21 protein-coding genes are annotated in these 22,335 nt (G+C 54.7%); 5 read left to right on the top strand and 16 right to left on the bottom strand.

All coding sequences use genetic code 11. The annotated features are described in order from the left end of the window. From paaD to paaA, 4 genes are all read right to left on the bottom strand, one after another. Positions 1-314: 1,2-phenylacetyl-CoA epoxidase subunit PaaD (gene paaD, locus FDX01_RS23545; RefSeq protein WP_249360881.1), on the bottom strand; the 314-nt coding region annotated here is incomplete at its 3' end. A 12-nt stretch (positions 315-326) separates the two neighbouring features. Continuing rightward, on the bottom strand, positions 327-1,082 hold the full coding sequence (gene paaC / locus FDX01_RS05410) for a 1,2-phenylacetyl-CoA epoxidase subunit PaaC (protein WP_137399370.1): 756 nt from the start codon (positions 1,080-1,082) through the stop codon (positions 327-329). Between the two features lie 7 nt (positions 1,083-1,089). Then, positions 1,090-1,377, bottom strand: a complete 288-nt coding sequence (gene paaB / locus FDX01_RS05415) for a 1,2-phenylacetyl-CoA epoxidase subunit PaaB (RefSeq protein WP_062773507.1) — start codon at positions 1,375-1,377, stop codon at positions 1,090-1,092. Between the two features lie 11 nt (positions 1,378-1,388). After that, complete coding sequence (paaA, locus tag FDX01_RS05420) at positions 1,389-2,318, bottom strand: 1,2-phenylacetyl-CoA epoxidase subunit PaaA (protein ID WP_062773505.1); 930 nt, start codon at positions 2,316-2,318, stop codon at positions 1,389-1,391. 285 nt (positions 2,319-2,603) lie between these two features. Between paaA and paaZ the strand changes: the two genes are divergently transcribed. Continuing rightward, positions 2,604-4,649, top strand: coding sequence for a phenylacetic acid degradation bifunctional protein PaaZ (paaZ, locus tag FDX01_RS05425; protein ID WP_137399371.1), 2,046 nt, complete (start codon positions 2,604-2,606; stop codon positions 4,647-4,649). A gap of 47 nt (positions 4,650-4,696) precedes the next feature. Here paaZ and kdgA read toward each other — a convergent pair whose 3' ends face one another. The 3 genes from kdgA to zwf all read right to left on the bottom strand — a co-directional run bounded on the left by kdgA (position 4,697) and on the right by zwf (position 8,895). Next, positions 4,697-5,338, bottom strand: coding sequence for a bifunctional 4-hydroxy-2-oxoglutarate aldolase/2-dehydro-3-deoxy-phosphogluconate aldolase (gene kdgA, locus FDX01_RS05430; RefSeq protein WP_003034901.1), 642 nt, complete (start codon positions 5,336-5,338; stop codon positions 4,697-4,699). Positions 5,339-5,374: 36 nt separating this feature from the next. Next, complete coding sequence (gene edd / locus FDX01_RS05435) at positions 5,375-7,186, bottom strand: phosphogluconate dehydratase (protein ID WP_115258762.1); 1,812 nt, start codon at positions 7,184-7,186, stop codon at positions 5,375-5,377. Between the two features lie 233 nt (positions 7,187-7,419). Continuing rightward, on the bottom strand, positions 7,420-8,895 hold the full coding sequence (gene zwf / locus FDX01_RS05440) for a glucose-6-phosphate dehydrogenase (protein WP_096757426.1): 1,476 nt from the start codon (positions 8,893-8,895) through the stop codon (positions 7,420-7,422). Between the two features lie 365 nt (positions 8,896-9,260). Here zwf and FDX01_RS05445 point away from each other — a divergent pair, with 365 nt between their 5' ends. Then, positions 9,261-10,130, top strand: a complete 870-nt coding sequence (locus FDX01_RS05445) for a MurR/RpiR family transcriptional regulator (protein WP_096759428.1) — start codon at positions 9,261-9,263, stop codon at positions 10,128-10,130. A 121-nt stretch (positions 10,131-10,251) separates the two neighbouring features. After that, positions 10,252-11,694 carry a pyruvate kinase gene (gene pyk / locus FDX01_RS05450; RefSeq protein ID WP_096757427.1) on the top strand — a complete coding sequence of 481 codons (1,443 nt, stop codon included), beginning with the start codon at positions 10,252-10,254 and terminating at the stop codon, positions 11,692-11,694. Between the two features lie 101 nt (positions 11,695-11,795). Here the strand turns inward: pyk and lpxM are convergent, their stop codons facing one another. The 3 genes from lpxM to znuA form a co-directional block, all read right to left on the bottom strand. Continuing rightward, positions 11,796-12,767 (bottom strand): lauroyl-Kdo(2)-lipid IV(A) myristoyltransferase, encoded by a 972-nt coding sequence (gene lpxM / locus FDX01_RS05455; RefSeq protein WP_115258765.1) that lies wholly within the window; start codon positions 12,765-12,767, stop codon positions 11,796-11,798. A gap of 119 nt (positions 12,768-12,886) precedes the next feature. Continuing rightward, positions 12,887-14,206: a murein DD-endopeptidase MepM gene (mepM, locus tag FDX01_RS05460; protein ID WP_096757429.1), complete on the bottom strand. Its 1,320-nt coding sequence runs from the start codon at positions 14,204-14,206 to the stop codon at positions 12,887-12,889. Positions 14,207-14,221: 15 nt separating this feature from the next. Next, entirely contained in the window at positions 14,222-15,166 is a 945-nt protein-coding gene (znuA, locus tag FDX01_RS05465) for a zinc ABC transporter substrate-binding protein ZnuA (protein WP_137399372.1), read from the bottom strand. A 78-nt stretch (positions 15,167-15,244) separates the two neighbouring features. Here znuA and znuC point away from each other — a divergent pair, with 78 nt between their 5' ends. Continuing rightward, positions 15,245-16,000, top strand: coding sequence for a zinc ABC transporter ATP-binding protein ZnuC (gene znuC, locus FDX01_RS05470; RefSeq protein WP_096757431.1), 756 nt, complete (start codon positions 15,245-15,247; stop codon positions 15,998-16,000). Next, positions 15,997-16,782 (top strand): zinc ABC transporter permease subunit ZnuB, encoded by a 786-nt coding sequence (gene znuB / locus FDX01_RS05475; protein WP_135912208.1) that lies wholly within the window; start codon positions 15,997-15,999, stop codon positions 16,780-16,782. The genes znuC and znuB overlap by 4 nt, the downstream gene beginning before the upstream one ends. An 87-nt stretch (positions 16,783-16,869) precedes the next feature. Here the strand turns inward: znuB and ruvB are convergent, their stop codons facing one another. The 6 genes from ruvB to aspS all read right to left on the bottom strand — a co-directional run bounded on the left by ruvB (position 16,870) and on the right by aspS (position 22,127). Further along, a complete protein-coding gene (ruvB, locus tag FDX01_RS05480; protein ID WP_096757433.1) occupies positions 16,870-17,880 on the bottom strand; it encodes a Holliday junction branch migration DNA helicase RuvB in 1,011 nt (336 codons plus the stop codon). 8 nt (positions 17,881-17,888) lie between these two features. Further along, positions 17,889-18,500: a Holliday junction branch migration protein RuvA gene (ruvA, locus tag FDX01_RS05485; protein ID WP_137362890.1), complete on the bottom strand. Its 612-nt coding sequence runs from the start codon at positions 18,498-18,500 to the stop codon at positions 17,889-17,891. A gap of 81 nt (positions 18,501-18,581) precedes the next feature. Continuing rightward, a complete protein-coding gene (gene ruvC / locus FDX01_RS05490) occupies positions 18,582-19,103 on the bottom strand; it encodes a crossover junction endodeoxyribonuclease RuvC (RefSeq protein WP_045444124.1) in 522 nt (173 codons plus the stop codon). A gap of 34 nt (positions 19,104-19,137) precedes the next feature. Then, the gene (locus tag FDX01_RS05495) at positions 19,138-19,881 is read right to left on the bottom strand and encodes a YebC/PmpR family DNA-binding transcriptional regulator (protein ID WP_096757435.1); all 744 of its coding nucleotides are present in this window, start codon (positions 19,879-19,881) and stop codon (positions 19,138-19,140) included. A 28-nt stretch (positions 19,882-19,909) separates the two neighbouring features. Next, positions 19,910-20,353, bottom strand: a complete 444-nt coding sequence (gene nudB, locus FDX01_RS05500; protein ID WP_096757436.1) for a dihydroneopterin triphosphate diphosphatase — start codon at positions 20,351-20,353, stop codon at positions 19,910-19,912. Between the two features lies 1 nt (position 20,354). Beyond that, the gene (gene aspS / locus FDX01_RS05505) at positions 20,355-22,127 is read right to left on the bottom strand and encodes an aspartate--tRNA ligase (RefSeq protein WP_115258772.1); all 1,773 of its coding nucleotides are present in this window, start codon (positions 22,125-22,127) and stop codon (positions 20,355-20,357) included. Positions 22,128-22,335: the final 208 nt, after the last annotated feature.

Genomic DNA, 22,335 nt, shown 5'->3' on the forward strand with positions numbered 1-22,335 from the left:
CGCAGGCGTTCGCGGGCGTCCGGGCTCATCCAGTCAGTGGTCCACGGCGGGTCAAGCTGCAACACAATGTGCACCGGGATGTAGCCGTGCTCGGTCATCACCGCGCGGATTTCACCTAACAGATGTTCGGTTGCCGGACAGCCGGAATAGGTTGGCGTGAAGCCAATCACCCAGCCGTCGCCGTGACGTTCCACGCGGCGCACCATGCCGAGATCGGTAATGGTCAGCACCGGCACTTCCGGGTCGGGGATAGCGCTTAGCAATCCCCAAACGGTATGCACCTCAGCGGGCGCGATGGTGGCAAGACGTTGCATAGCGACCTCCGTTTACCACTGCTGACCGGGGTAAGCACGTTGCAAGTACTGCATCTCTGCCAGCATCGGCCCCAGATGTTCACTGTGCAGCCCCTGTTTCCCGCCGCTACGGAACGCCGCTTCTTGCGGGATCTGCAAACCAGAATCGAGCAGCGCGGTGTTTACCGTCGCCTGCCATTCGGCCTGTAGTTCACGCGGATCGACGGCGATCCCTTGCGCAATTAATTCGATCTCCAGCTCATCGGCCAGGAACAGCTCGCCGGTGAAGCGCCACAGGCTGTCCACCGCTTGCTGCATCAGGTTTGCCGAGTGTTCGGTGCCGTTACCCAAACGCTCCAGCCAGCCGCGGCTAAAACGCTGGTGATAGCGCACTTCTTTCAGCCCTTTGGCGGCGATAGCGGCAAGCTGCGCGTCACGGCTGTTCACCAGGCGGCTGAACAGCGCCACGTGCCAGACGTCGATAAAGAACTGACGGGCGAGGGTGTCAGCAAAGTTGCCGTTCGGCTGTTCGACCAGCAGCAGATTGCGGAACTGGCGTTCATCGCGACCAAAGGCCAGCGTGTCTTCGTCGCCGCTGCCGTTAAGCTCGGCGGCATAGCTGAGGAAATTACGCGCCTGACCGAGCAGATCGAGGGCAATATTGGTCAGCGCCAGATCGATCTCCAGCTCCGGCGCATGACCGCACCATTGACCTAAACGCTGGGCCAGCACCAGGCCGTTATCGCCCAGACGCAGAGCATAGGTGGCAACGGGATTTGAGTTATTCATCGTTGCCTCACATATGTTCCATGCCGTCCGGCACGGTGTAGAACGTCGGATGGCGGTAAACTTTGCTCTCTGCCGGGTCGAAAAACGCACCGCGTTCTTCCGGTTGCGAGGCGACAATTTCGCTCGCCTTCACTACCCAAATCGAACAGCCTTCGCTGCGGCGGGTGTAGGCATCACGGGCGTTTTCCAGCGCCATCTGGTCATCGGCGGCGTGCAGGCTGCCGACGTGGCGGTGAGACAAACCTTGTTTGCTGCGGACAAACACTTCGTATAACGGCCAGTATGTTTTGCTCATCTTTATTCTCCTTAGGCGGCGCTGCGGGCCTGCTGTTTTTCGGCATGCGCCAGCGCGGCTTCGCGCACCCATGCCCCCTCTTCCCAGGCTTTGCGCTTTGCGCCCAGACGTTCGTGGTTACAGATGCCACGCCCGTTGATGACTTCGTTAAGTTCCTGCCAATCAATTTCGCCGTAGCGGTAGTGACCGGTAGCTTCGTCAAGCGTCAGGTCAGCATCCGGCACCTGCATGCCGAGGATTTCCACCTGCGGCACGGTGTTGTCGACAAAACGCTGACGCAGTTCGTCATTCGAGTGCAATTTAATTTTCCACGCCATGCTGCGGGCGCTGTTCGGCGAATTGTCATCGCTCGGGCCGAACATCATCAGCGCTGGCCACCAGAAGCGGTTGATGGCGTCCTGCAACATCTGACGCTGTTCTTCGCTGCCCGCGGCAAGCGCCATGCAGGCTTCAAAACCCTGACGCTGGTGGAAGCTCTCTTCTTTGCAGATTTTGACCATCGCCCGGGCATACGGGCCGTAGGAGGTGCGACACAATGCCACCTGATTGACGATCGCAGCACCATCAACAAGCCAGCCGATGACGCCGATATCGGCCCAGGTCAGGGTTGGATAGTTAAAAATGGAGGAGTACTTCATCTGCCCGTCGAGCATCTTCTGATACAGATCTTCACGGGCGCAGCCGAGGGTTTCGGCGGCGCTGTAGAGGTACAGGCCATGTCCGGCTTCGTCCTGCACTTTCGCCAGCAGAATCGCTTTGCGGCGAAGCGTTGGGGCGCGAGTTACCCAGTTACCTTCCGGTAGCATGCCAACAATTTCCGAATGCGCATGCTGACCAATCTGGCGAATCAGCGTTTTGCGGTAGGCATCCGGCATCCAGTCCTGCGGTTCGATGGCGGTATCCTGCGCGATGCGCTGGTCAAAGCTATGTTCTTCTGTCACGTCATCACCTTATGATTCCGATAAATTCAACAAATCAATTTTTGCGAATCACTTTGTTTTATAAAAGTTACATCTTAGTTAAATAAAATCACAAATTTTGTTTGTGAATTTTGTGATGAGTACCGCAAAGGGTTTTAGCAATCCTTTTATAAACAAGCTTATATCACTATCAGGGATAGTGTCCTCGATCGCATTGTTAACAAATTATTAAAATCAGGCTTGCATTTTATGATTCAGAAAAGAACTATTTATAGCGAGATTACGTAACATATCTGGAGAATAACCATGCAGCAGTTAGCCAGCTATTTATCCGGCGCCTGGCAGACCGGCCGGGGCCGCACCCGCACCATTCATCACGCCATCAGCGGCGAAGCGCTGTGGGAAGTCACAAGCGAAGGGCTGGATATGGCGCAGGCGCGCCGCTTCGCCATCGAGCACGGCGGCAAAGCATTACAGGCGATGACCTTTATTGAACGCAGCGCAATGTTAAAAGCGGTGGCGAAACATCTGCTGGAGCTGAAGGCCGATTTCTACGCGATTTCCGCCGAGACCGGCGCGACGCGGGCGGATAGCTGGGTGGATATTGAAGGCGGTATCGGCACCCTCTTCACCTATGCCGGGCTGGGCAGCCGTGAACTGCCGGACGATACCCTGTGGCCGGAAGATGAGCTGATCCCGCTGTCCAAACAGGGCGGTTTTGCCGCGCGTCACGTGCTGACCTCCAAATCCGGTGTGGCAGTGCATATCAACGCCTTTAACTTCCCCTGCTGGGGCATGTTAGAAAAGCTGGCCCCCACCTGGCTTGCCGGGATGCCCGCGATCATCAAACCGGCCACCGCCACCGCGCAGCTAACCCGGGCGATGGTCAAAGCGATTGTCGATAGCGGGCTGGTGCCGGACGGCGCGATTAGCCTGATTTGCGGCGGCGCGGGCGACCTGCTCGACCAGCTTGATCATCAGGACGTGGTGACTTTTACCGGCTCGGCAAAAACCGGGCAACAGCTGCGCGTGCATCCGAATCTGGTGGCGAAATCTGTTCCCTTCACCATGGAAGCGGACTCGCTGAACTGCTGCGTGCTGGGTGACGATGTGACGCCGGAACAGCCGGAATTTGCGCTGTTTATCCGTGAAGTGGTGCGCGAGATGACCACCAAAGCCGGGCAAAAATGTACCGCTATTCGCCGGATTATCGTGCCGCAGGCGCAGGTGAAAGCGGTGAGCGAGGCGTTGATTGCCCGTCTGCAAAAAGTGGTGGTCGGCGACCCGGCGCAGGAAGGTGTGAAGATGGGCGCGCTGGTCAATAGCGAACAGCGTCAGGATGTACAGGATAACGTCAACCGCCTGCTGGAAGCCGGATGTGACGTGCTGCTGGGTGGCAAAGCCGATCTCAACGCTGCCGGGGCATTCTTCCCACCGACGCTGCTGTTCTGCGCGCAGCCGGATGAAGTGGCGGCGGTTCACGCGATTGAAGCATTTGGCCCGGTGGCGACGCTGATGCCGTATCAGAATAGCGAGCACGCGATGCAGCTGGCGCGCGCCGGTGAAGGTAGCCTGGCGGGAACGTTAGTGACGGCAGATGGCGCACTGGCGCGTGCGTTTATTCTCGGTGCTGCCCGCGCCCACGGTCGTATTCAGGTGCTGAACGAAGAATCTTCCGTCGAATCTACCGGCCACGGTTCCCCGCTGCCGCAGCTGGTACACGGCGGCCCGGGACGCGCGGGTGGCGGCGAAGAACTCGGCGGCCTGCGGGCGGTAAAACACTACATGCAGCGCACCGCGATTCAGGGCAGCCCGACGATGCTTGCCGCCATCGGCCAGCAATGGGTGCGCGGCGCGCAGGTGGCGGAAGACCGCGTCCACCCGTTCCGCAAATATTTTGAAGAGATCCAGCCGGGCGACAGCCTGCTGACCCCGCGCCGCACGCTGACCGAAGCGGATATCGTCAACTTTGCCTGCCTGAGCGGCGATCACTTCTACGCTCACATGGACAAAATTGCCGCCGCGGAGTCGATTTTTGGCGAGCGCGTGGTGCACGGTTACTTCCTGATTTCTGCCGCCGCCGGGCTGTTTGTTGACGCGGGCGTCGGCCCGGTTATCGCCAACTACGGCATGGAAAACCTGCGTTTTATCGAGCCGGTAAAACCGGGCGATACTATCCAGGTACGCCTGACCTGCAAACGTAAAACGGTGAAACGCCAGCGCAGCGCTGATGAGAAGGCCACAGGCGTAGTGGAATGGTCAGTGGAGATTTTCAATCAGCATCAGCAAGCTGTGGCGCTGTACTCAATCCTGACGCTGGTCGCGCGCCAGCAGGGGGATTTCCCGGCGTGAACAAACCCGATGGTGCGTTCCAGTCGCACCATCGGGCATTTAACGATTTACTGCTTCGCGCCTTCTACCGCTTCGCGAGCCAGTTTGGTAATGCGATCGTAGTCACCCGCTTCCAGCGCATCCGCCGGAACCAGCCAGGAGCCGCCGATACACAGTACGCTTTTCAGCGCCAGATAGTCACGGTAGTTGGCCGGAGAAATACCGCCGGTTGGGCAGAAACGCACCTGGGAGAACGGACCCGCAATCGCCTGCAGCGCTTTTGTCCCGCCGTTCGCTTCAGCCGGGAAGAATTTGAATTCTTTCAAGCCGTAATCCATGCCCAGCATCAGTTCAGAAACGGTGCTGATGCCTGGGATCAGAGGAATCGTCCCTTCGGTTGCCGCTTTCAGCAGAGGCTCGGTCAGTCCTGGGCTAATAGCAAACTGCGCACCAGCTTCCGTCACTTCCGCGAGCTGCTGCGGGTTCAGTACGGTACCTGCACCGACGATCGCATCCGGCACTTCTTTGGCGATAGCACGAATGGCGTCCATCGCACATGCGGTACGTAAGGTCACTTCCAGAACACGAACACCCCCTGCAACCAGCGCTTTTGCCATCGGCACCGCGTGTTCCAGTTTATTCACCACGATAACCGGTACAACCGGGCCAGTGGTGAGGATTGCTTCTGCACTTGTCTTCCAGTTTTTCATCAGAGTTTCTTCTCTCGCCTGATTACAAAATGAGTCTTAAAAATCGATACAGGTTGCGCCCTGCTCCGCACCGGACAGCTTTTCGCGCAACGCACTGAACATCTCACGCCCTGTTCCTACCCGCGATGCGCTGAGGTCAGGAATGTGGGGCTGACGAGAGGCAAGTTCCTCTTCATCGACCAGCAGCGTCAATTCACCTGTCTGTCCATTCACTCGAATGATGTCGCCATCGCGTACTTTTGCCAGTAGCCCGCCATCATAAGCTTCCGGTGTTACATGGATTGCTGAAGGCACTTTACCTGAAGCACCTGAAAGTCGTCCATCGGTAACTAACGCAATTTTGAAACAACGGTCCAATAATACACCAAGAGGCGGCATGAGTTTATGTAATTCTGGCATACCGTTCGCTTTTGGCCCCTGATGGCGAACGACCACCACGCAGTCACGGTCAAGCAGGCCCGCATCAAAGGCCGGTAACACATCATGCTGACTCTCAAAGACAATTGCCGGGGCTTCGATGATCTGGTTTTCAACCGGTACCGCGGAAGTTTTCATCACCGCGCGCCCCAGGTTGCCGCTCAGCACTTTGGTGCCGCCATGATGCGAGAACGGCTGGTCAAAGGTAGCAATCACGCTACTATCCAGCGACTTCTCAGCCCCTTCTCGCCAGTCCAGTTCGCCGTTGTTCAGCCACGGTTCCTGGGTATAACGCGACAAGCCAAAGCCCGCGACGGTGTTGACATCTTCATGCAGCAGACCCGCATTGAGCAGCTCACGCATCAACACCGGTACACCGCCCGCGGCCTGGAAGTGGTTAATATCGGCCGGACCGTTAGGGTACAGACGCGCCATCAACGGCACGATATCGGACAGATCGGAGAAGTCATCCCAGTTGATGAGAATGCCTGCCGCGCGCGCCATCGCCACCAGGTGCATCGTATGGTTGGTGGACCCCCCGGTCGCCAGCAGGGCCACAATACCGTTCACCACCACTTTTTCATCAATCATTTTACCGATAGGCATCCACTCGTTGCCGTTACCGGTCAGGCGTGTGACCTGACGCGCCGCCGCCGCGGTCAGCGCTTCACGCAGGGGGGCATCAGGATGCACGAAAGAGGAGCCCGGCAACTGCATGCCCATAAACTCCACCACCATCTGGTTGGTGTTTGCTGTACCGTAGAAAGTACAGGTTCCCGGCGCGTGATAAGACGCGGCTTCGGATTCCAGAAGCGCCATACGGTCAACTTTGCCTTCGGCATAGAGCTGGCGGATACGGACTTTTTCTTTGTTCGCCAGACCACTCGCCATCGGGCCTGAAGGGATAAAGATGGACGGCAGATGACCAAACGACAGCGCCGCCATCACCAGCCCCGGGACAATTTTGTCACACACGCCGAGGAACAGCGCGCCATCGAACATGTTATGAGACAAGCCAATAGCCGCCGACATTGCAATCACTTCGCGGCTCAGCAGGGAAAGCTCCATCCCGTCCTGTCCCTGAGTGACGCCATCACACATCGCCGGCACACCACCCGCAACCTGGCCTACCGCATTGGCTGCATGCAAGGCTTTGCGAATGATATCCGGATAATGCTCATACGGCTGATGCGCAGAAAGCATGTCGTTATAGGAGGTAATGATCGCGATATTGTTACGCAGCATGCTTTTCAGAGATGCTTTATCTTCTGGCTGACAGGCGGCAAAACCGTGGGCCAGATTCCCGCACGCCAGCTGCGAACGATGAACGGTGTTCGTCTTGGCCTGTTCGATACGGGCGAGGTAGGCAGAACGCGTCTTTTGAGAACGTTCAACGATGCGTTGTGTTACGCGTAACAAATTCGGATTCATAGAGGCTCCTAAAATTTATCTGTCAGAGCATCAGGATTAACAATGCGTTTCAGCAAGGTACACCATGCTGAATAGCTTGCTGGCCGTAGCTCAGGGGCAAAATCGTTTCAGGCAGTGTAATAAAAAAAGCCCCGCGGGTGAATCCACGCGAGGCTTAAAAGTGCAAAAATTATTCTACAATCTGTGTTAGATCATGTTACCGGTAAAATAACACCTAATGGCTAGATGGAATTTTACTCGAATTCGTTCCAGGAACGACCGTCACGGGTGATCATGGCCACCGAGGCAACCGGTCCCCAGGTCCCTGCCTGATACGGCTTCGGTGCGTCGTTGTCCATCGCCCAGGCTTCGGTGATGGAGTCCACCCACTTCCATGCTTCTTCGACTTCATCACGGCGCACGAACAGCGCCTGAATACCGCGCATAGTTTCCAACAGCAAGCGCTCGTAGGCATCTGCCAGGTGCGTTTGATTGAAGGTTTCGGAATAGCTCAGATCCAGCTTGGTTATCTGCAGATTATGCTTGTGGTCCAGACCCGGCACTTTGTTAAGCACCTGGATATCGACACCTTCGTCCGGCTGCAAACGGATGGTCAGCTTGTTCTGCGGCAGATCCTGCCAGGATTCTTTAAACAGGTTAAGTTCAGGCGTTTTGAAGTACACCACCACTTCAGAGCACTTGGTCGGCAGACGCTTACCGGTACGCAGGTAAAACGGCACGCCCGCCCAGCGCCAGTTGTCGATATCCACACGGATAGCGACAAAGGTTTCGGTGTTGCTGCTCTTGTTCGCACCCTCTTCTTCCAGGTACCCCGGTACTTTTTTACCTTGTGCAAAACCGGTGGTGTACTGACCACGCACCGTTTTTTCACGCACGTTCGTACGATCGATACGGCGCAGTGATTTCAGGACTTTCACTTTCTCATCACGGATGCTGTCGGCGCTCAGATCAGACGGCGGCGACATGGCGATCATGCACAGAATCTGCAGCAAGTGGTTCTGGATCATGTCGCGCATCTGACCGGCCTGGTCAAAATAACCCCAACGGCCTTCGATACCCACCTCTTCCGCCACGGTAATTTCGACGTGATCGATGGTGCGGTTATCCCAGTTGTTCACAAACAGGGAGTTGGCAAAGCGCAGTGCCAGCAGGTTTAGTACCGTTTCTTTGCCCAGATAGTGGTCAATACGGTAAACCTGACATTCTTCAAAATATTGACCGACCTGGTCGTTAATTTCGCGGGAGGTTGCCAGCGACGTTCCCAGCGGCTTTTCCATCACCACGCGCGCCGGTTTAGCGTTCAATTTCGCTTCCCCTAAGCCTTTGCAGATCGCGCCAAACGTGCTTGGCGGCATGGCAAAGTAGTTAATCGTGGTGCGTGCTTTTTGATCCAGCATGTCGCCCAGACGGCTAAAGGCAGCGGTATCATTGACGTCCAGGTTACAAAACTCCAGACGACCACTGAGGGTTTCCCACAAACTTTCATCGATTTTTTCTTTCATGAAAGTTTCGAGCGCTTCGCGTACAACCTTGGTATAGGCTGCTTTGTCCCAGTCAGCGCGGCCAACTCCAATAATGCGGGTGTCCGGGTTAATCTGGCCGGCTTTTTCCAGCTGATACAGGGAAGGCAGCAATTTTCGACGTGCAAGGTCGCCCTTCGCGCCGAAAATGACCAGGTCACATGCCTGGGCTGTTTGCGTTACCGCCATGTCATTCTCCTCAGTTGAGTGTCGGGTATTCATGCCCGACACTGAATGTAATTTTATTACAGTGCACTGTACTGCTTTTACGTGATTCCGTGAACCGTAAACGCTTATCCAGCCGTGCTGTTACCGTGAACAGCGGCGTTATTGACGTTTACCGCCGCAAAATGGATAAAAAAGTCGCTTTTTTACGTGACCATGAAGGCGTAAGAAAACCCGACTCCGATCATGTATTGAAAAAAAACAACAACTTTTCTGTCCATTTTGCCCCGAATGTGGGTTCACAGGGGTAATATCTACCAGAGTTACCGCTCGATTTCCCCATATCGCTGAAATCGTTTTTGCCCATGGCCGATGAGTCTACTCACATCATGAATATGCTGGAAAAAATCCAGTTAAAACTGGAACATCTGAGCAAGTCAGAACGTAAGGTCGCCGATGTTATTCTGACCTCACCTGACCGGGCTATCCATTCAAGTATTGCCACGTTGGCTCTGGAAGCCAACGTCAGTGAGCCGACCGTGAATCGCTTCTGTCGCAGCATGGACACACGAGGCTTCCCTGATTTTAAACTGCATTTGGCACAAAGTCTGGCTAATGGTACCCCGTATGTTAATCGTAATGTCGATGAGGATGATAGCGTCGAGTCCTACACCGGGAAAATCTTCGAATCTGCCATGGCAAGCCTGGACCACGTCCGTCAGTCGCTGGATAACGCGGCGGTCAATCGGGCGGTAGATTTATTAACCCAGGCAAAGAAAATCGCCTTTTTCGGTCTGGGTTCGTCCGCTGCCGTAGCGCACGACGCCATGAATAAATTTTTCCGCTTTAACGTACCGGTTATCTATTCCGACGATATTGTACTGCAACGTATGAGCTGTATGAATTGTAGCGATGACGACGTCATTGTCCTTATTTCACATACCGGCAGAACAAAGAGTCTGGTTGAACTGGCGCAGCTGGCGCGGGAAAACGATGCCATGGTGATCGCCCTTACTTCCCCCGGAACGCCGCTGGCGCGTGAAGCCACGCTGGCAATTACCCTGGATGTACCGGAAGATACTGACATTTATATGCCTATGGTCTCTCGACTTGCTCAACTGACCGTGATAGATGTGCTGGCTACGGGATTTACTTTGCGCCGTGGTGCAAAATTTAGAGATAACTTGAAGCGTGTCAAGGAAGCGCTCAAGGAATCGCGTTTTGATAAAGAATTACTCATCAAGAGTGATGACCGCTAAAAGCAATAACGATGTTCTACCCTTTTATCATCCGGGTCGTTCATTTCTACCGTTATGTTTCAGAACGGCCGGATCAATGTTCACACGCAACACCTAGTTGTTTCAGTCAACGGAGTATTACATGTCCAGAAGGCTTCGCAGAACCAAAATCGTTACCACGTTAGGCCCAGCAACTGACCGCGATAACAACCTTGAAAAAATTATCGCCGCGGGCGCAAACGTTGTACGTATGAACTTTTCGCACGGCTCTCCAGAAGATCACAAACTGCGGGCGGATAAAGTCCGTGAAATTGCCGCCAAACTGGGACGTCATGTCGCTATTTTGGGTGACCTGCAGGGACCTAAAATACGCGTATCAACCTTCAAAGAAGGCAAAGTATTCCTCAATATTGGCGACAAGTTCCTGTTAGATGCCAACCTGGGTAAAGGCGAAGGCGATAAAGAAAAAGTCGGTATTGACTATAAAGGCCTACCTGCTGACGTAGTGCCGGGCGACATCCTGCTGCTGGATGACGGTCGCGTACAGCTCAAAGTACTGGAAGTTCAGGGCATGAAGGTCTTCACCGAAGTGACCGTCGGTGGCCCGCTTTCCAATAACAAAGGCATCAACAAACTGGGCGGCGGTCTCTCTGCAGAAGCACTGACCGAAAAAGACAAAGCTGACATCATCACCGCGGCGCAAATCAGCGTTGACTATCTGGCCGTCTCCTTCCCGCGCTGCGGCGAAGATCTGAACTATGCCCGCCGTCTGGCGCGCGATGCAGGCTGCGATGCGAAAATTGTTGCCAAGGTGGAGCGTGCAGAAGCCGTGTGCGACCAGAATGCGATGGATGACATCATCCTGGCATCTGACGTCGTGATGGTTGCTCGTGGCGACCTGGGCGTTGAAATTGGCGATCCAGAGCTGGTCGGTATTCAGAAAGCCCTGATCCGTCGTGCGCGTCAGCTGAACCGTGCGGTCATTACCGCCACGCAGATGATGGAGTCGATGATCACCAACCCGATGCCGACCCGTGCAGAAGTGATGGACGTGGCGAACGCCGTACTCGACGGCACCGACGCCGTTATGCTGTCGGCAGAAACCGCCGCAGGCCAGTATCCGGCTGAAACCGTTGCCGCCATGGCGCGTGTCTGCCTGGGCGCGGAAAAAATCCCGAGCATTAATGTCTCCAAACACCGCCTCGACGTGCAGTTTGATAACGTTGAAGAAGCGATTGCCATGTCCGCAATGTATGCAGCGAACCACCTGAAAGGGGTCACCGCCATCATCGCGATGACAGAATCCGGTCGTACCGCGCTGATGACGTCCCGTATCAGTTCCGGCCTGCCGATTTTCGCCATGTCGCGTCATGAGCGTACGCTGAACCTGACCTCCCTGTACCGCGGCGTTACTCCGGTTCACTTTGACAGCGAAACCGACGGTGTGGTTGCCGCCAGCGAAGCGGTGAACCTGCTGCGTGATAAAGGCTATCTGGTTTCTGGCGATCTGGTGATTGTCACCCAGGGCGACGTCATGAGCACCATTGGCTCCACCAACACCACGCGCATTCTGACCGTAGAATAATAACCTCGCTGAATGCCTGATGTTGCTTTGCTCATCAAGCCTACAGGTGGTACCTGATACAGAAAGCCTCTCAAGTGAGAGGCTTTTTTTATTTCTTCTTTTTATTTCTTCGGGTAGAGATCTTTACGTTTATACGGCTCAATCTCACCGGGTTTGCGGGTTTTCAGCAGTTTTAAAATCCAGGTGTACTGCTCGAGGTGCGGCGCGACAAAAATCTCCACCTCTTCATTCATGCGTCTGGCAATGGTGTGGTCATCTGCGGTCAGGATGTCATCCATCGGCGGGCGGACCTGAATCGTCAGGCGATGTGTTTTCCCGTCATACACCGGGAACAGCGGCACAACACGCGCATGGCAAACCTTCATCAGGCGACCAATCGCCGGCAATGTTGCTTTGTAGGTGGCAAAAAAATCAACAAATTCGCTGTGCTCGGGACCATGATCCTGATCCGGCAAATAGTATCCCCAATAGCCCTGACGCACGGACTGAATAAAGGGTTTGATGCCATCATTACGCGCATGCAAACGGCCACCAAAACGACGGCGTACCGTGTTCCAGACGTAATCAAAAACAGGATTACCCTGGTTATGGAACATCGCGGCCATTTTCTGGCCCTGCGAGGCCATCAGCATGGCTGGAATGTCTACGCCCCAACCGTGCGGGACGAGAAAAATGACCTTTTCCTCGTTGCGGCGCATCTCTTCTATGATCTCCAGACCTTGCCAGTCAACCCGGTTTTGGATTTTCTCCGGGCCACGCAGGGCAAGCTCTGCCATCATCACCATCGCCTGCGGAGCCGTTGCAAACATCTCATCGACGATGGCTTCGCGCTCGGCTTCGCTGCGCTCTGGAAAACACAGGGATAAATTAATCAGCGCTCTGCGGCGCGAACTTTTCCCCAACCGTCCGGCAAGACGTCCCAGCTTCGCCAGCACAGGATCGCGAAACGATGCGGGCGTTAATGCAATCCCTGCTATCGCCGCCACACCCAGCCAGGCACCCCAGTAGCGCGGATGGCGGAATGATTTATGAAATTCAGGGATGTATTCAATATTCTTTTTTTTCGTTTCCATGCTCTTCCAGTGTCTGGTACCGCGAAAAATAAATCTGTTGATAGTGTAGCGGCGCGTCGTGCCCCGTACAAAATAAAAAAGCCGGCACGCATCACGTACCGGCTTTGTCAGTATGCTGATTAATCGAAGCGCAACTGAGGCAGAACCTCTTTCACCTGCGCCAGGTACTCGGTACGATCCGAGCCGGTCAGCCCTTCTGTACGCGGCAGCTTCGCCGTTAACGGGTTCACGGCCTGCTGGTTAACCCAGACTTCATAATGCAAGTGTGGTCCAGTTGAACGTCCGGTGTTACCTGACAGCGCAATACGATCGCCGCGTTTTACTTTTTGTCCTGGTTTGACTAACAGTTTACGCAGGTGCATGTAGCGGGTGGTGTAGGTACGACCATGACGCACCGCGACATAGTAGCCTGCAGCGCCGCTGCGCTTCGCAACAACGACTTCACCATCACCTACCGACAGTACCGGCGTACCCTGCGGCATCGCGAAGTCAACGCCTTTGTGCGGTGCCACGCGTCCGGTTACCGGATTCAGGCGACGCGGATTAAAGTTAGACGAGATGCGGAACTGTTTCGCAGTCGGGAAACGCATAAACCCTTTCGCCAACCCGGTACCGTTACGGTCATAGAACTTACCGTCTTCGGCACGGATCGCGTAATAGTCTTTACCTTCAGAGCGCAAACGAACGCCCAGCAGTTGGCTTTGCTCACGTTTGCCGTCCAACATTTCGCGAGACATCAGCACCGAGAACTCATCGCCTTTTTTCAGTTTGCGGAAGTCCATCTGCCACTGCATAGCCTTAATCACCGCACTGATTTCAGAACTGGTCAGCCCGGCCTCTTTGGCGCTGGCGACGAAACTGCCGCCGACGGTGCCCTTGATACGGCTGTTAACCCAGTCGCCCTGCTGCATTTCACTGCTCATTTTGAAGCCCGTCGCAGTACGATCGTACGTGCGGGTTTCACGGCGAGAAACTTCCCAGGTCAGGCGCTGCAAATCACCGTCAGAGGTCAGCGTCCAGGAAAGCTGTTGGCCAATCTTCAGGTTACGCAACTCTTTGTCCGATGCGGCAAGCTGGCTGATATCGCCCATATCGATACCATACTGGTTCAGGATGCTGCTCAGCGTATCACCGGTCGAGACTACATATTCGTGAACGCCCACCTCACCGGAGGTTTTGTCATCCAGTTCATCCTGAGGAATCGCTTCATCTTCCTGAGCAGCCTGATCGATAGGTTCACTGGCCTCAGGCAACAGAGAACGAATCTCGCTTTTTTCAAGTTCGATGGTTTTGACAATCGGTGCAGCATCGGGATGGTAAACGTAAGGCCGCCAAACGGCGACGGCCAATGTAAGAACGGTCAGCGACCCCAGCATAACGCGATGGGGTCGGGGCAGATTATTAAATGCCAGAGCGACAGAGCGGGCTATCTGTTGCACGTATTCACTTCCTCATTAATCTCCTTTCAGGCAGCTCGCATACTGGTTGGCTAATTGGTTCAGAAACGCAGAATAGCTTATTTTACCCAGTTTGATGTTTGTTCCGAGGGGATCCAACGTTCCCATTCGAACGGATGTCCCTCTCGCAACGGCTTCAACGACCGCTGGCCTGAACTGTGGCTCAGCAAAAACGCAGGTTGCTTTTTGCTCAACCAACTGTGTTCTTATTTCATGTAAACGCTGCGCACCAGGTTGAATCTCAGGGTTCACGGTAAAGTGACCAAGCGGTGTTAGTCCGTAATGTTTTTCGTAGTAGCCGTAGGCGTCATGAAAAACGAAATACCCTTTCCCCTTGAGCGGTGCGAGCTCGTTACCTACCTGCTTATCGGTTGCGGCTAATTGTGCCTCAAAATCCTTCAGGTTGGCGTCAAGTTTGGCTCGACTTTGCGGCATAAGTTCCACTAATTTTTCATGGATTGCAACCGCTGAGGCCCGCGCTATCTCTGGGGAAAGCCAAAGATGCATGTTGTAGTCGCCATGATGGTGATGTTCGTCACTTTTTTCACCGTGGGCGTCATTGTGTCCATGATCGTCATCATCATCGTCGCCCCCTTTCATGAGCAATGGCTTCACGTCATTGAGTTGCGCAATCGTTACCTGTTTCGCGTTAGGAATATTCTTGACAGATTTTTCCATAAACGCTTCCATCTCGGGGCCAATCCAAACAACTAAGTCCGCGCCCTGTAAGCGTTTTACGTCTGACGGACGCAATGAGTAATCATGTTCGGATGCGCCATCAGGCAGGAGAACCTCGGTATCCGTAACCCCATCAGCAATCGCTGAAGCGATAAACCCTAACGGCTTAAGCGAGGCAACGACGGCGGCATTTGCTGCCTGTGTTGCACTCCCCCAAAGAGCAGCGGATAATGCTGCGAAAAGAAGCGTATTTTTATGTAACATAATGCGACCAATCATCGTAATGAATGTAAGAAATGTGATATTATAACATTCTATAACTTCTGCAAGACTAAAATTGATATGACGACTTTGGTTTCACTGGAAAATGTCTCGGTCTCTTATGGTCAACGCCGCGTCCTTTCTGACGTTTCGCTTGAACTACGGCCCGGCAAAATTTTAACGCTTCTTGGTCCGAACGGTGCCGGGAAGTCTACGCTGGTGCGCGTTGTCCTCGGGCTGGTAGCAGCAGATGCAGGCGTTATCAAGCGTAACGGACAGCTGCGGATTGGCTATGTCCCGCAAAAACTGTATCTCGATACCACGCTGCCCCTGACGGTCAGCCGCTTTTTGCGCTTACGTCCGGATACAAAGAAGGACGATATTCTCCCGGCGCTCAAGCGCGTTCAGGCCGGACATCTGATGGATGCGCCGATGCAAAAACTGTCCGGCGGGGAAACGCAGCGCGTCCTGCTGGCTCGCGCATTGCTGAATAAACCACAGCTGCTGGTGCTGGATGAACCCACTCAGGGTGTGGATGTCAATGGTCAGGTCGCATTGTATGACCTTATCGACCAGCTTCGCCGTGAACTCGATTGCGCCGTACTGATGGTCTCGCATGATTTGCATCTGGTGATGGCGAAGACCGACGAAGTGCTGTGCCTCAACCACCATATTTGCTGCTCCGGCACGCCGGAAGTGGTCTCTATGCACCCGGAATTTATCTCTATGTTCGGGCAACGCGGTGCCGAGCAACTCGGAATTTACCGTCACAATCATAATCATCGCCATGATTTACAGGGTCGTATCGTATTACGCCGGGGAAATGGTCACTCATGATTGAATTGTTATTACCCGGTTGGTTAGCCGGGATCATGCTGGCCTGCGCCGCTGGCCCGCTGGGATCGTTTGTGGTCTGGCGTCGGATGTCTTATTTTGGCGACACGCTGGCGCACGCGTCACTGCTGGGTGTGGCCTTTGGTCTGCTGTTAGATGTAAACCCGTTCTATGCGGTTATCGCAGTCACTCTGATGCTGGCAGCGGGTCTGGTGTGGCTGGAGAAGCGCCCTCACCTCGCCATAGACACCTTGCTCGGCATTATGGCGCACAGCGCTCTGTCACTGGGCCTGGTGGTCGTCAGCCTGATGTCGAATATCCGTGTGGATTTGATGGCCTATCTGTTCGGTGACCTGCTTGCCGTGACGCCGGAAGATCTGATCTCCATCGCCATTGGTGTTGTCATTGTGCTAGCCATTCTCTTCTGGCAATGGCGCAACCTGCTGTCAATGACCATCAGCCCGGATCTCGCCTTTGTCGATGGCGTGAAGCTGCAACGCGTGAAGCTACTGCTGATGCTGGTCACTGCGTTAACGATTGGTGTGGCGATGAAGTTTGTCGGCGCGCTCATTATTACGTCGCTGCTGATTATTCCTGCTGCCACCGCACGCCGTTTTGCGCGTACGCCTGAGCAGATGGCCGGTGTTGCCGTGGGCGTGGGGATGATAGCGGTGACGGGCGGCCTGACGTTCTCGGCGTTCTATGATACGCCAGCAGGGCCCTCCGTGGTGCTGTGTGCCGCGCTGATGTTTATTTTCAGCATGATGAAAAAGCAAGCGAGCTAAGAGTGTGTTGCCTGATGGCGCTTCGCGTATCAGGCCTACGTTCACAGGTAGGCCGGATTAGGCAAGCTGCCATCCGGCATAAAAAACTTAAGGCATTTGCGGCGGCGTAATACCAAAATGATTCCAGGCGCGCACCGTCGCCATACGTCCGCGCGGCGTACGCTGCAGGAAGCCCTGCTGGATCAAATATGGCTCCAGCACGTCCTCAATCGTTTCACGCTCTTCACCAATAGCGGCGGCCAGGTTATCCAGCCCTACCGGCCCACCGAAGAATTTATCGATCACCGCCAGCAGCAGCTTACGGTCCATGTAATCGAACCCTTCAGCATCCACATTGAGCATATCCAGCGCCTGGGCGGCAATGTCTGCCGAGATGGTGCCATCATGCTTCACCTCGGCGAAGTCACGCACGCGACGCAGCAGACGGTTGGCAATACGCGGCGTTCCGCGCGCACGGCGAGCAACTTCCAGCGCGCCCTCCTCGCTCATCTCCAGCCCCATATAACGCGCACTGCGCCCTACAATATGCTGAAGATCGGCAACCTGATAAAACTCCAGTCGCTGCACGATACCAAAACGGTCACGCAGAGGAGAGGTTAACGACCCGGCACGGGTTGTCGCGCCAATCAGCGTAAACGGCGGCAGATCAATCTTGATCGAACGTGCAGCAGGTCCTTCGCCGATCATGATATCCAGCTGATAGTCTTCCATCGCCGGATACAATATTTCTTCCACGACCGGCGATAAGCGATGGATCTCATCGATAAACAGCACGTCGTGCGGCTCGAGGTTCGTCAGCATTGCCGCCAAATCGCCCGCTTTTTCCAGCACCGGGCCGGAGGTGGTACGCAGGTTTACGCCCATTTCATTGGCGACAATATTGGCAAGCGTGGTTTTTCCAAGACCCGGAGGACCAAAGATCAGCAGGTGGTCGAGGGCATCACCGCGCAACTTCGCCGCCTGGATAAAAATCTCCATTTGCGAACGGACCTGAGGCTGACCGATATACTCATCGAGCAACTTGGGGCGGATCGCACGATCCACAATGTCTTCAGGTATCGCGCTGGCAGCTGAAATCAGGCGGTCTGCTTCAATCATCCTTTACCTCACAATGCAGCGCGGAGCGCTTCACGAATCAGGGTTTCACTGCTGGCATCAGAGCGGGCAATTTTACTCACCATGCGGCTGGCTTCCTGTGGTTTATAGCCCAGCGCCACCAGCGCAGCAACCGCTTCCTGCTCGGCGTCATCCGTTACCGGACCCGCAGGTGACGTCAGCACCAGATCGGCCGCCGGTGTGAACAGATCGCCATGCAGGCCTTTAAAGCGGTCTTTCATTTCAACAATCAAGCGCTCAGCGGTTTTCTTACCGATACCCGGCAGTTTCACCAGCGCCCCGAGCTCTTCGCGTTCAACCGCGTTAACGAACTGCTGCGCCGACATGCCGGAGAGGATCGCCAGCGCCAGCTTCGGTCCAACGCCGTTGGTTTTAATCAGCTCTTTAAACAGCGTGCGTTCCTGCTTGTTGTTAAACCCGTACAGCAGCTGCGCATCTTCACGCACCACAAAATGGGTGAAAACAATCGCTTCCTGCCCGGCTTCCGGCAGCTCGTAAAAACAGGTCATCGGCATATGCACTTCATAGCCTACGCCACCCGTTTCCAGAAGAACCAACGGGGGTTGTTTTTCGAGAATGATGCCTCTGAGTCTGCCTATCACGTGACGCTCCTGCGTTAAGGGCTAAAAAGGTAATGCGCTATCATAAAAAAAGGCTGGATAGATATCCAGCCTCATTTGTCATTAACGTAGTCGACCACGCGCTAAATTCAGCCGGGTATCGCTCATTTGCATGGCGTTCTGACTGACGTGGCAGTGGGTAATGGCGATGGCCAGCGCATCCGCGGCATCGGCCTGGGGATTTGCCGGGAGTTTTAGCAATGTGCGCACCATGTGCTGCACCTGACTTTTCTCCGCACTGCCTATCCCGACGACGGTTTGCTTCACCTGACGTGCCGCATATTCAAACACCGGAAGGTCCTGGTTTACGGCAGCAACAATCGCCACGCCGCGCGCCTGCCCCAGCTTAAGCGCCGAATCGGCGTTTTTTGCCATAAATACTTGCTCAATGGCAAAGTAGTCTGGCTGAAACTGGGTAATGATTTCCGACACGCCGGCATAAATTAGCTTCAGGCGCGACGGTAAATCATCCACTTTGGTACGAATACATCCACTGCCCAGGTAGGTCAACTGTCGACCGACCTGGCGGATCACGCCATAGCCGGTGATGCGCGAGCCCGGGTCAATGCCGAGAATAATGGACATCACGCATCTCCTGTTATTTTACCGCTCAACCACGTCATTCTAACGTAGCAGCAACCTCATCGGAGATTTCGCCGTTGTGGTAAACTTCCTGCACGTCATCGCAGTCTTCCAGCATATCGATCAGACGCATCAGCTTCGGTGCTGTTTCTGCATCCATGTCCGCTTTGGTGGACGGGATCATCGTAACTTCAGCGCTGTCCGCTTTCAGACCAGCGGCTTCCAGTGCATCACGCACTTTGCCCATCTCTTCCCATGCGGTGTAGACATCAATCGCACCGTCATCATAGGTCACAACGTCTTCAGCACCGGCTTCCAGCGCGGCTTCCATGATGGTGTCTTCGTCGCCTTGCTCAAAGGAGATAACACCTTTTTTGCTAAACAGGTACGCAACTGAACCGTCAGTGCCCAGGTTACCACCGGTTTTAGTGAACGCATGGCGCACTTCCGCAACAGTACGGTTACGGTTGTCAGACAGGCATTCAATCATGACCGCTGTCCCGCCAGGACCGTAACCTTCATAAATGATGGTTTCCATGTTTGCGTCTTCGTCACCGCCCACACCGCGCGCGATGGCACGGTTCAGGGTGTCACGCGTCATGTTGTTGGACAGCGCTTTATCGACAGCCGCACGCAGGCGCGGGTTCGCGTCCGGATCGCCACCACCAAGCTTAGCGGCCGTAACCAGCTCGCGAATGATTTTGGTGAAGATCTTGCCGCGCTTGGAATCCTGCGCTGCTTTACGGTGTCTGGTGTTGGCCCATTTACTATGACCTGCCATAAATAATATCTCCAAAAAGCGCGCCTTCTCAGGCGACGTTAATTACAAATTCTTCAATCGCCTGCCGGTTACTCCACGATTTGGTTAACTGTGCAGCTTCCGCCGCATCAACCCAACGATAGGTCAGATGTTCAGTGAACACGATCTCTCGTTCCGAGGGGAGTGCCAGGCAAAACCAGGATTCCGTATTCCGTTCGATTCCCGGTGCGTAGCGATGTCGTAAATGGCTAAAAATCTCGAACTCCACCGTGCGCTGACAGTCAATTAAGGTCAGTTGCTCGCGGGCAACGTCAATGGTGACCTCTTCCTTTACTTCGCGCATGGCGGCTTGCGACGCGGTTTCACCCTCTTCAAGGCTGCCGGTGACCGACTGCCAGAAATCAGGATCGTCGCGTCGCTGTAACATCAGCACTCTTCCGGTGTCCTTTGCATAAATCACGACTAACACCGAGACAGGCTGTTTGTATGTCATATCAGTTATTCTCGGCCTTCTTCACAACCTGAATGCTCAGTTCCGCCAGGGCAGCGTCGTTGGCAAAACTTGGCGCTTCGGTCATCAGGCACGCGGCAGCCGTGGTTTTCGGGAAGGCAATAACGTCACGAATGTTATCGGTACCGGTCAGCAGCATGGTCAGACGATCCAGACCAAACGCCAGGCCCGCGTGCGGCGGAGTACCGTATTTCAGCGCGTCCAGCAGGAAGCCGAACTTCTCACGCTGTTCTTGCTCGTTAATACCCAGAATACCAAACACGGTTTGCTGCATGTCGCCGTTATGGATACGCACGGAACCGCCGCCCACTTCGTAACCGTTGATGACCATATCGTACGCATTGGCAACGGCCTCTTCCGGCGCGGCTTTCAGCTCAGCGGCCGTCATGTCTTTCGGCGCGGTAAACGGATGGTGCATCGCGGTCAGGCCACCTTCACCGTCGTCTTCAAACATTGGGAAGTCGATAACCCACAGCGGCGCCCATTTGGTTTCGTCGGTCAGGCTCAGATCTTTACCCAGTTTCAGACGCAGTGCGCCCATTGAGTCAGCAACCACTTTCTTGTTGTCTGCGCCGAAGAAAATCATGTCGCCATCTTGTGCGCCGGTGCGCTCAAGAATCGCGTCAACGATATCGGCATTCAGGAACTTAGCAACTGGGCTGGTTACCCCTTCCAGACCTTTCGCACGTTCGGTGACCTTAATGTAAGCCAGGCCTTTCGCGCCGTAGATCTTGATGAAATTACCGTAATCGTCGATCTGCTTACGGCTTAAGCTTGCTCCACCCGGTACACGCAGCGCAGCCACGCGACCTTTGGCATCGTTAGCCGGGCCGGAGAAGACGGCGAAATCAACGGACTTCAGCAGGTCAGCAACGTCAACCAGCTCCATCGGGTTACGCAGGTCCGGTTTATCAGAGCCGTAGCGACGTTCGGCTTCCGCAAAGGTCATGATCGGGAAATCACCCAGATCCACACCTTTTACTTCCAGCCACAGAGTACGCACTAACGCTTCCATCACTTCGCGCACCTGCGGTGCGGTCATGAAGGAGGTCTCAACATCGATCTGGGTAAATTCAGGCTGACGGTCAGCGCGTAAGTCTTCGTCACGGAAGCATTTTACGATCTGATAGTAACGATCAAAGCCAGACATCATCAGCAGCTGCTTGAACAGCTGCGGAGACTGCGGCAGGGCGTAGAATTTGCCTTTATGGACGCGGGAAGGCACCAGATAGTCACGTGCGCCTTCCGGGGTCGCTTTGGTCAGCATCGGCGTTTCGATGTCGAGGAAGCCATGATCGTCCATAAAACGACGCACCAGGCTGGTGATTTTGGCACGAGTTTTCAGACGCTGCGCCATTTCCGGACGACGCAGGTCCAGATAGCGATACTTCAGACGTGCTTCTTCGGTGTTAACGTGGTTAGAGTCCAGCGGCAGCGAATCTGAACGGTTGATAATGGTCAGATCGGACGCCAGTACTTCAATTTCGCCGGTCGCCATATCGGCGTTGACGTTTTTCGCGTCACGCGCACGCACGGTGCCCGTAACCTGGATGCAGAACTCATTACGCAGTTCGGAGGCCAGCTTTAACGCGTCCGCACGGTCCGGATCGAAAAATACCTGCACGATACCTTCGCGGTCGCGCATATCGATGAAGATCAGGCTACCAAGATCACGACGACGGTTGACCCAACCACACAGAGTCACCTGCTGCCCCTCGTGGGACAGACGTAGCTGTCCGCAATATTCTGTACGCATGAGATATCCCTTAACTTTGCCGCAGGCGGATTGTCACCTGCCTTGCAGATGACGAAGTCGCAGCTTTAGCTGAATGTCACAACTGAATGAAAAAAGGCGGCTATTATACTGGAAATTCTGCCGCACGATAAGTCCGCTACTGACTGTACGCGTGTTTCCTACGCGGGTATTGCGTAATCTCACAAAAAATAACAAAAATTGTCGCCCC

Origin of the sequence: Citrobacter sp. wls613 (assembly GCF_005281195.1) — a bacterium.
Classification (GTDB): Bacteria; Pseudomonadota; Gammaproteobacteria; order Enterobacterales; family Enterobacteriaceae; genus Citrobacter; species Citrobacter gillenii.

Excerpts from the sequence above, each read along its gene's own strand:
- paaC (WP_137399370.1), bottom strand. The coding sequence starts at position 1,082 with ATGAATAACTCAAATCCCGTTGCCACCTATGCTCTGCGTCTGGGCGAT.
- paaB (WP_062773507.1), bottom strand. The coding sequence starts at position 1,377 with ATGAGCAAAACATACTGGCCGTTATACGAAGTGTTTGTCCGCAGCAAA.
- paaZ (WP_137399371.1), top strand. The coding sequence starts at position 2,604 with ATGCAGCAGTTAGCCAGCTATTTATCCGGCGCCTGGCAGACCGGCCGG.
- kdgA (WP_003034901.1), bottom strand. The coding sequence starts at position 5,338 with ATGAAAAACTGGAAGACAAGTGCAGAAGCAATCCTCACCACTGGCCCG.
- edd (WP_115258762.1), bottom strand. The coding sequence starts at position 7,186 with ATGAATCCGAATTTGTTACGCGTAACACAACGCATCGTTGAACGTTCT.
- zwf (WP_096757426.1), bottom strand. The coding sequence starts at position 8,895 with ATGGCGGTAACGCAAACAGCCCAGGCATGTGACCTGGTCATTTTCGGC.
- FDX01_RS05445 (WP_096759428.1), top strand. The coding sequence starts at position 9,261 with ATGAATATGCTGGAAAAAATCCAGTTAAAACTGGAACATCTGAGCAAG.
- pyk (WP_096757427.1), top strand. The coding sequence starts at position 10,252 with ATGTCCAGAAGGCTTCGCAGAACCAAAATCGTTACCACGTTAGGCCCA.
- lpxM (WP_115258765.1), bottom strand. The coding sequence starts at position 12,767 with ATGGAAACGAAAAAAAAGAATATTGAATACATCCCTGAATTTCATAAA.
- znuA (WP_137399372.1), bottom strand. The coding sequence starts at position 15,166 with ATGTTACATAAAAATACGCTTCTTTTCGCAGCATTATCCGCTGCTCTT.
- znuC (WP_096757431.1), top strand. The coding sequence starts at position 15,245 with ATGACGACTTTGGTTTCACTGGAAAATGTCTCGGTCTCTTATGGTCAA.
- znuB (WP_135912208.1), top strand. The coding sequence starts at position 15,997 with ATGATTGAATTGTTATTACCCGGTTGGTTAGCCGGGATCATGCTGGCC.
- ruvB (WP_096757433.1), bottom strand. The coding sequence starts at position 17,880 with ATGATTGAAGCAGACCGCCTGATTTCAGCTGCCAGCGCGATACCTGAA.
- ruvC (WP_045444124.1), bottom strand. The coding sequence starts at position 19,103 with ATGTCCATTATTCTCGGCATTGACCCGGGCTCGCGCATCACCGGCTAT.
- FDX01_RS05495 (WP_096757435.1), bottom strand. The coding sequence starts at position 19,881 with ATGGCAGGTCATAGTAAATGGGCCAACACCAGACACCGTAAAGCAGCG.
- nudB (WP_096757436.1), bottom strand. The coding sequence starts at position 20,353 with ATGACATACAAACAGCCTGTCTCGGTGTTAGTCGTGATTTATGCAAAG.
- aspS (WP_115258772.1), bottom strand. The coding sequence starts at position 22,127 with ATGCGTACAGAATATTGCGGACAGCTACGTCTGTCCCACGAGGGGCAG.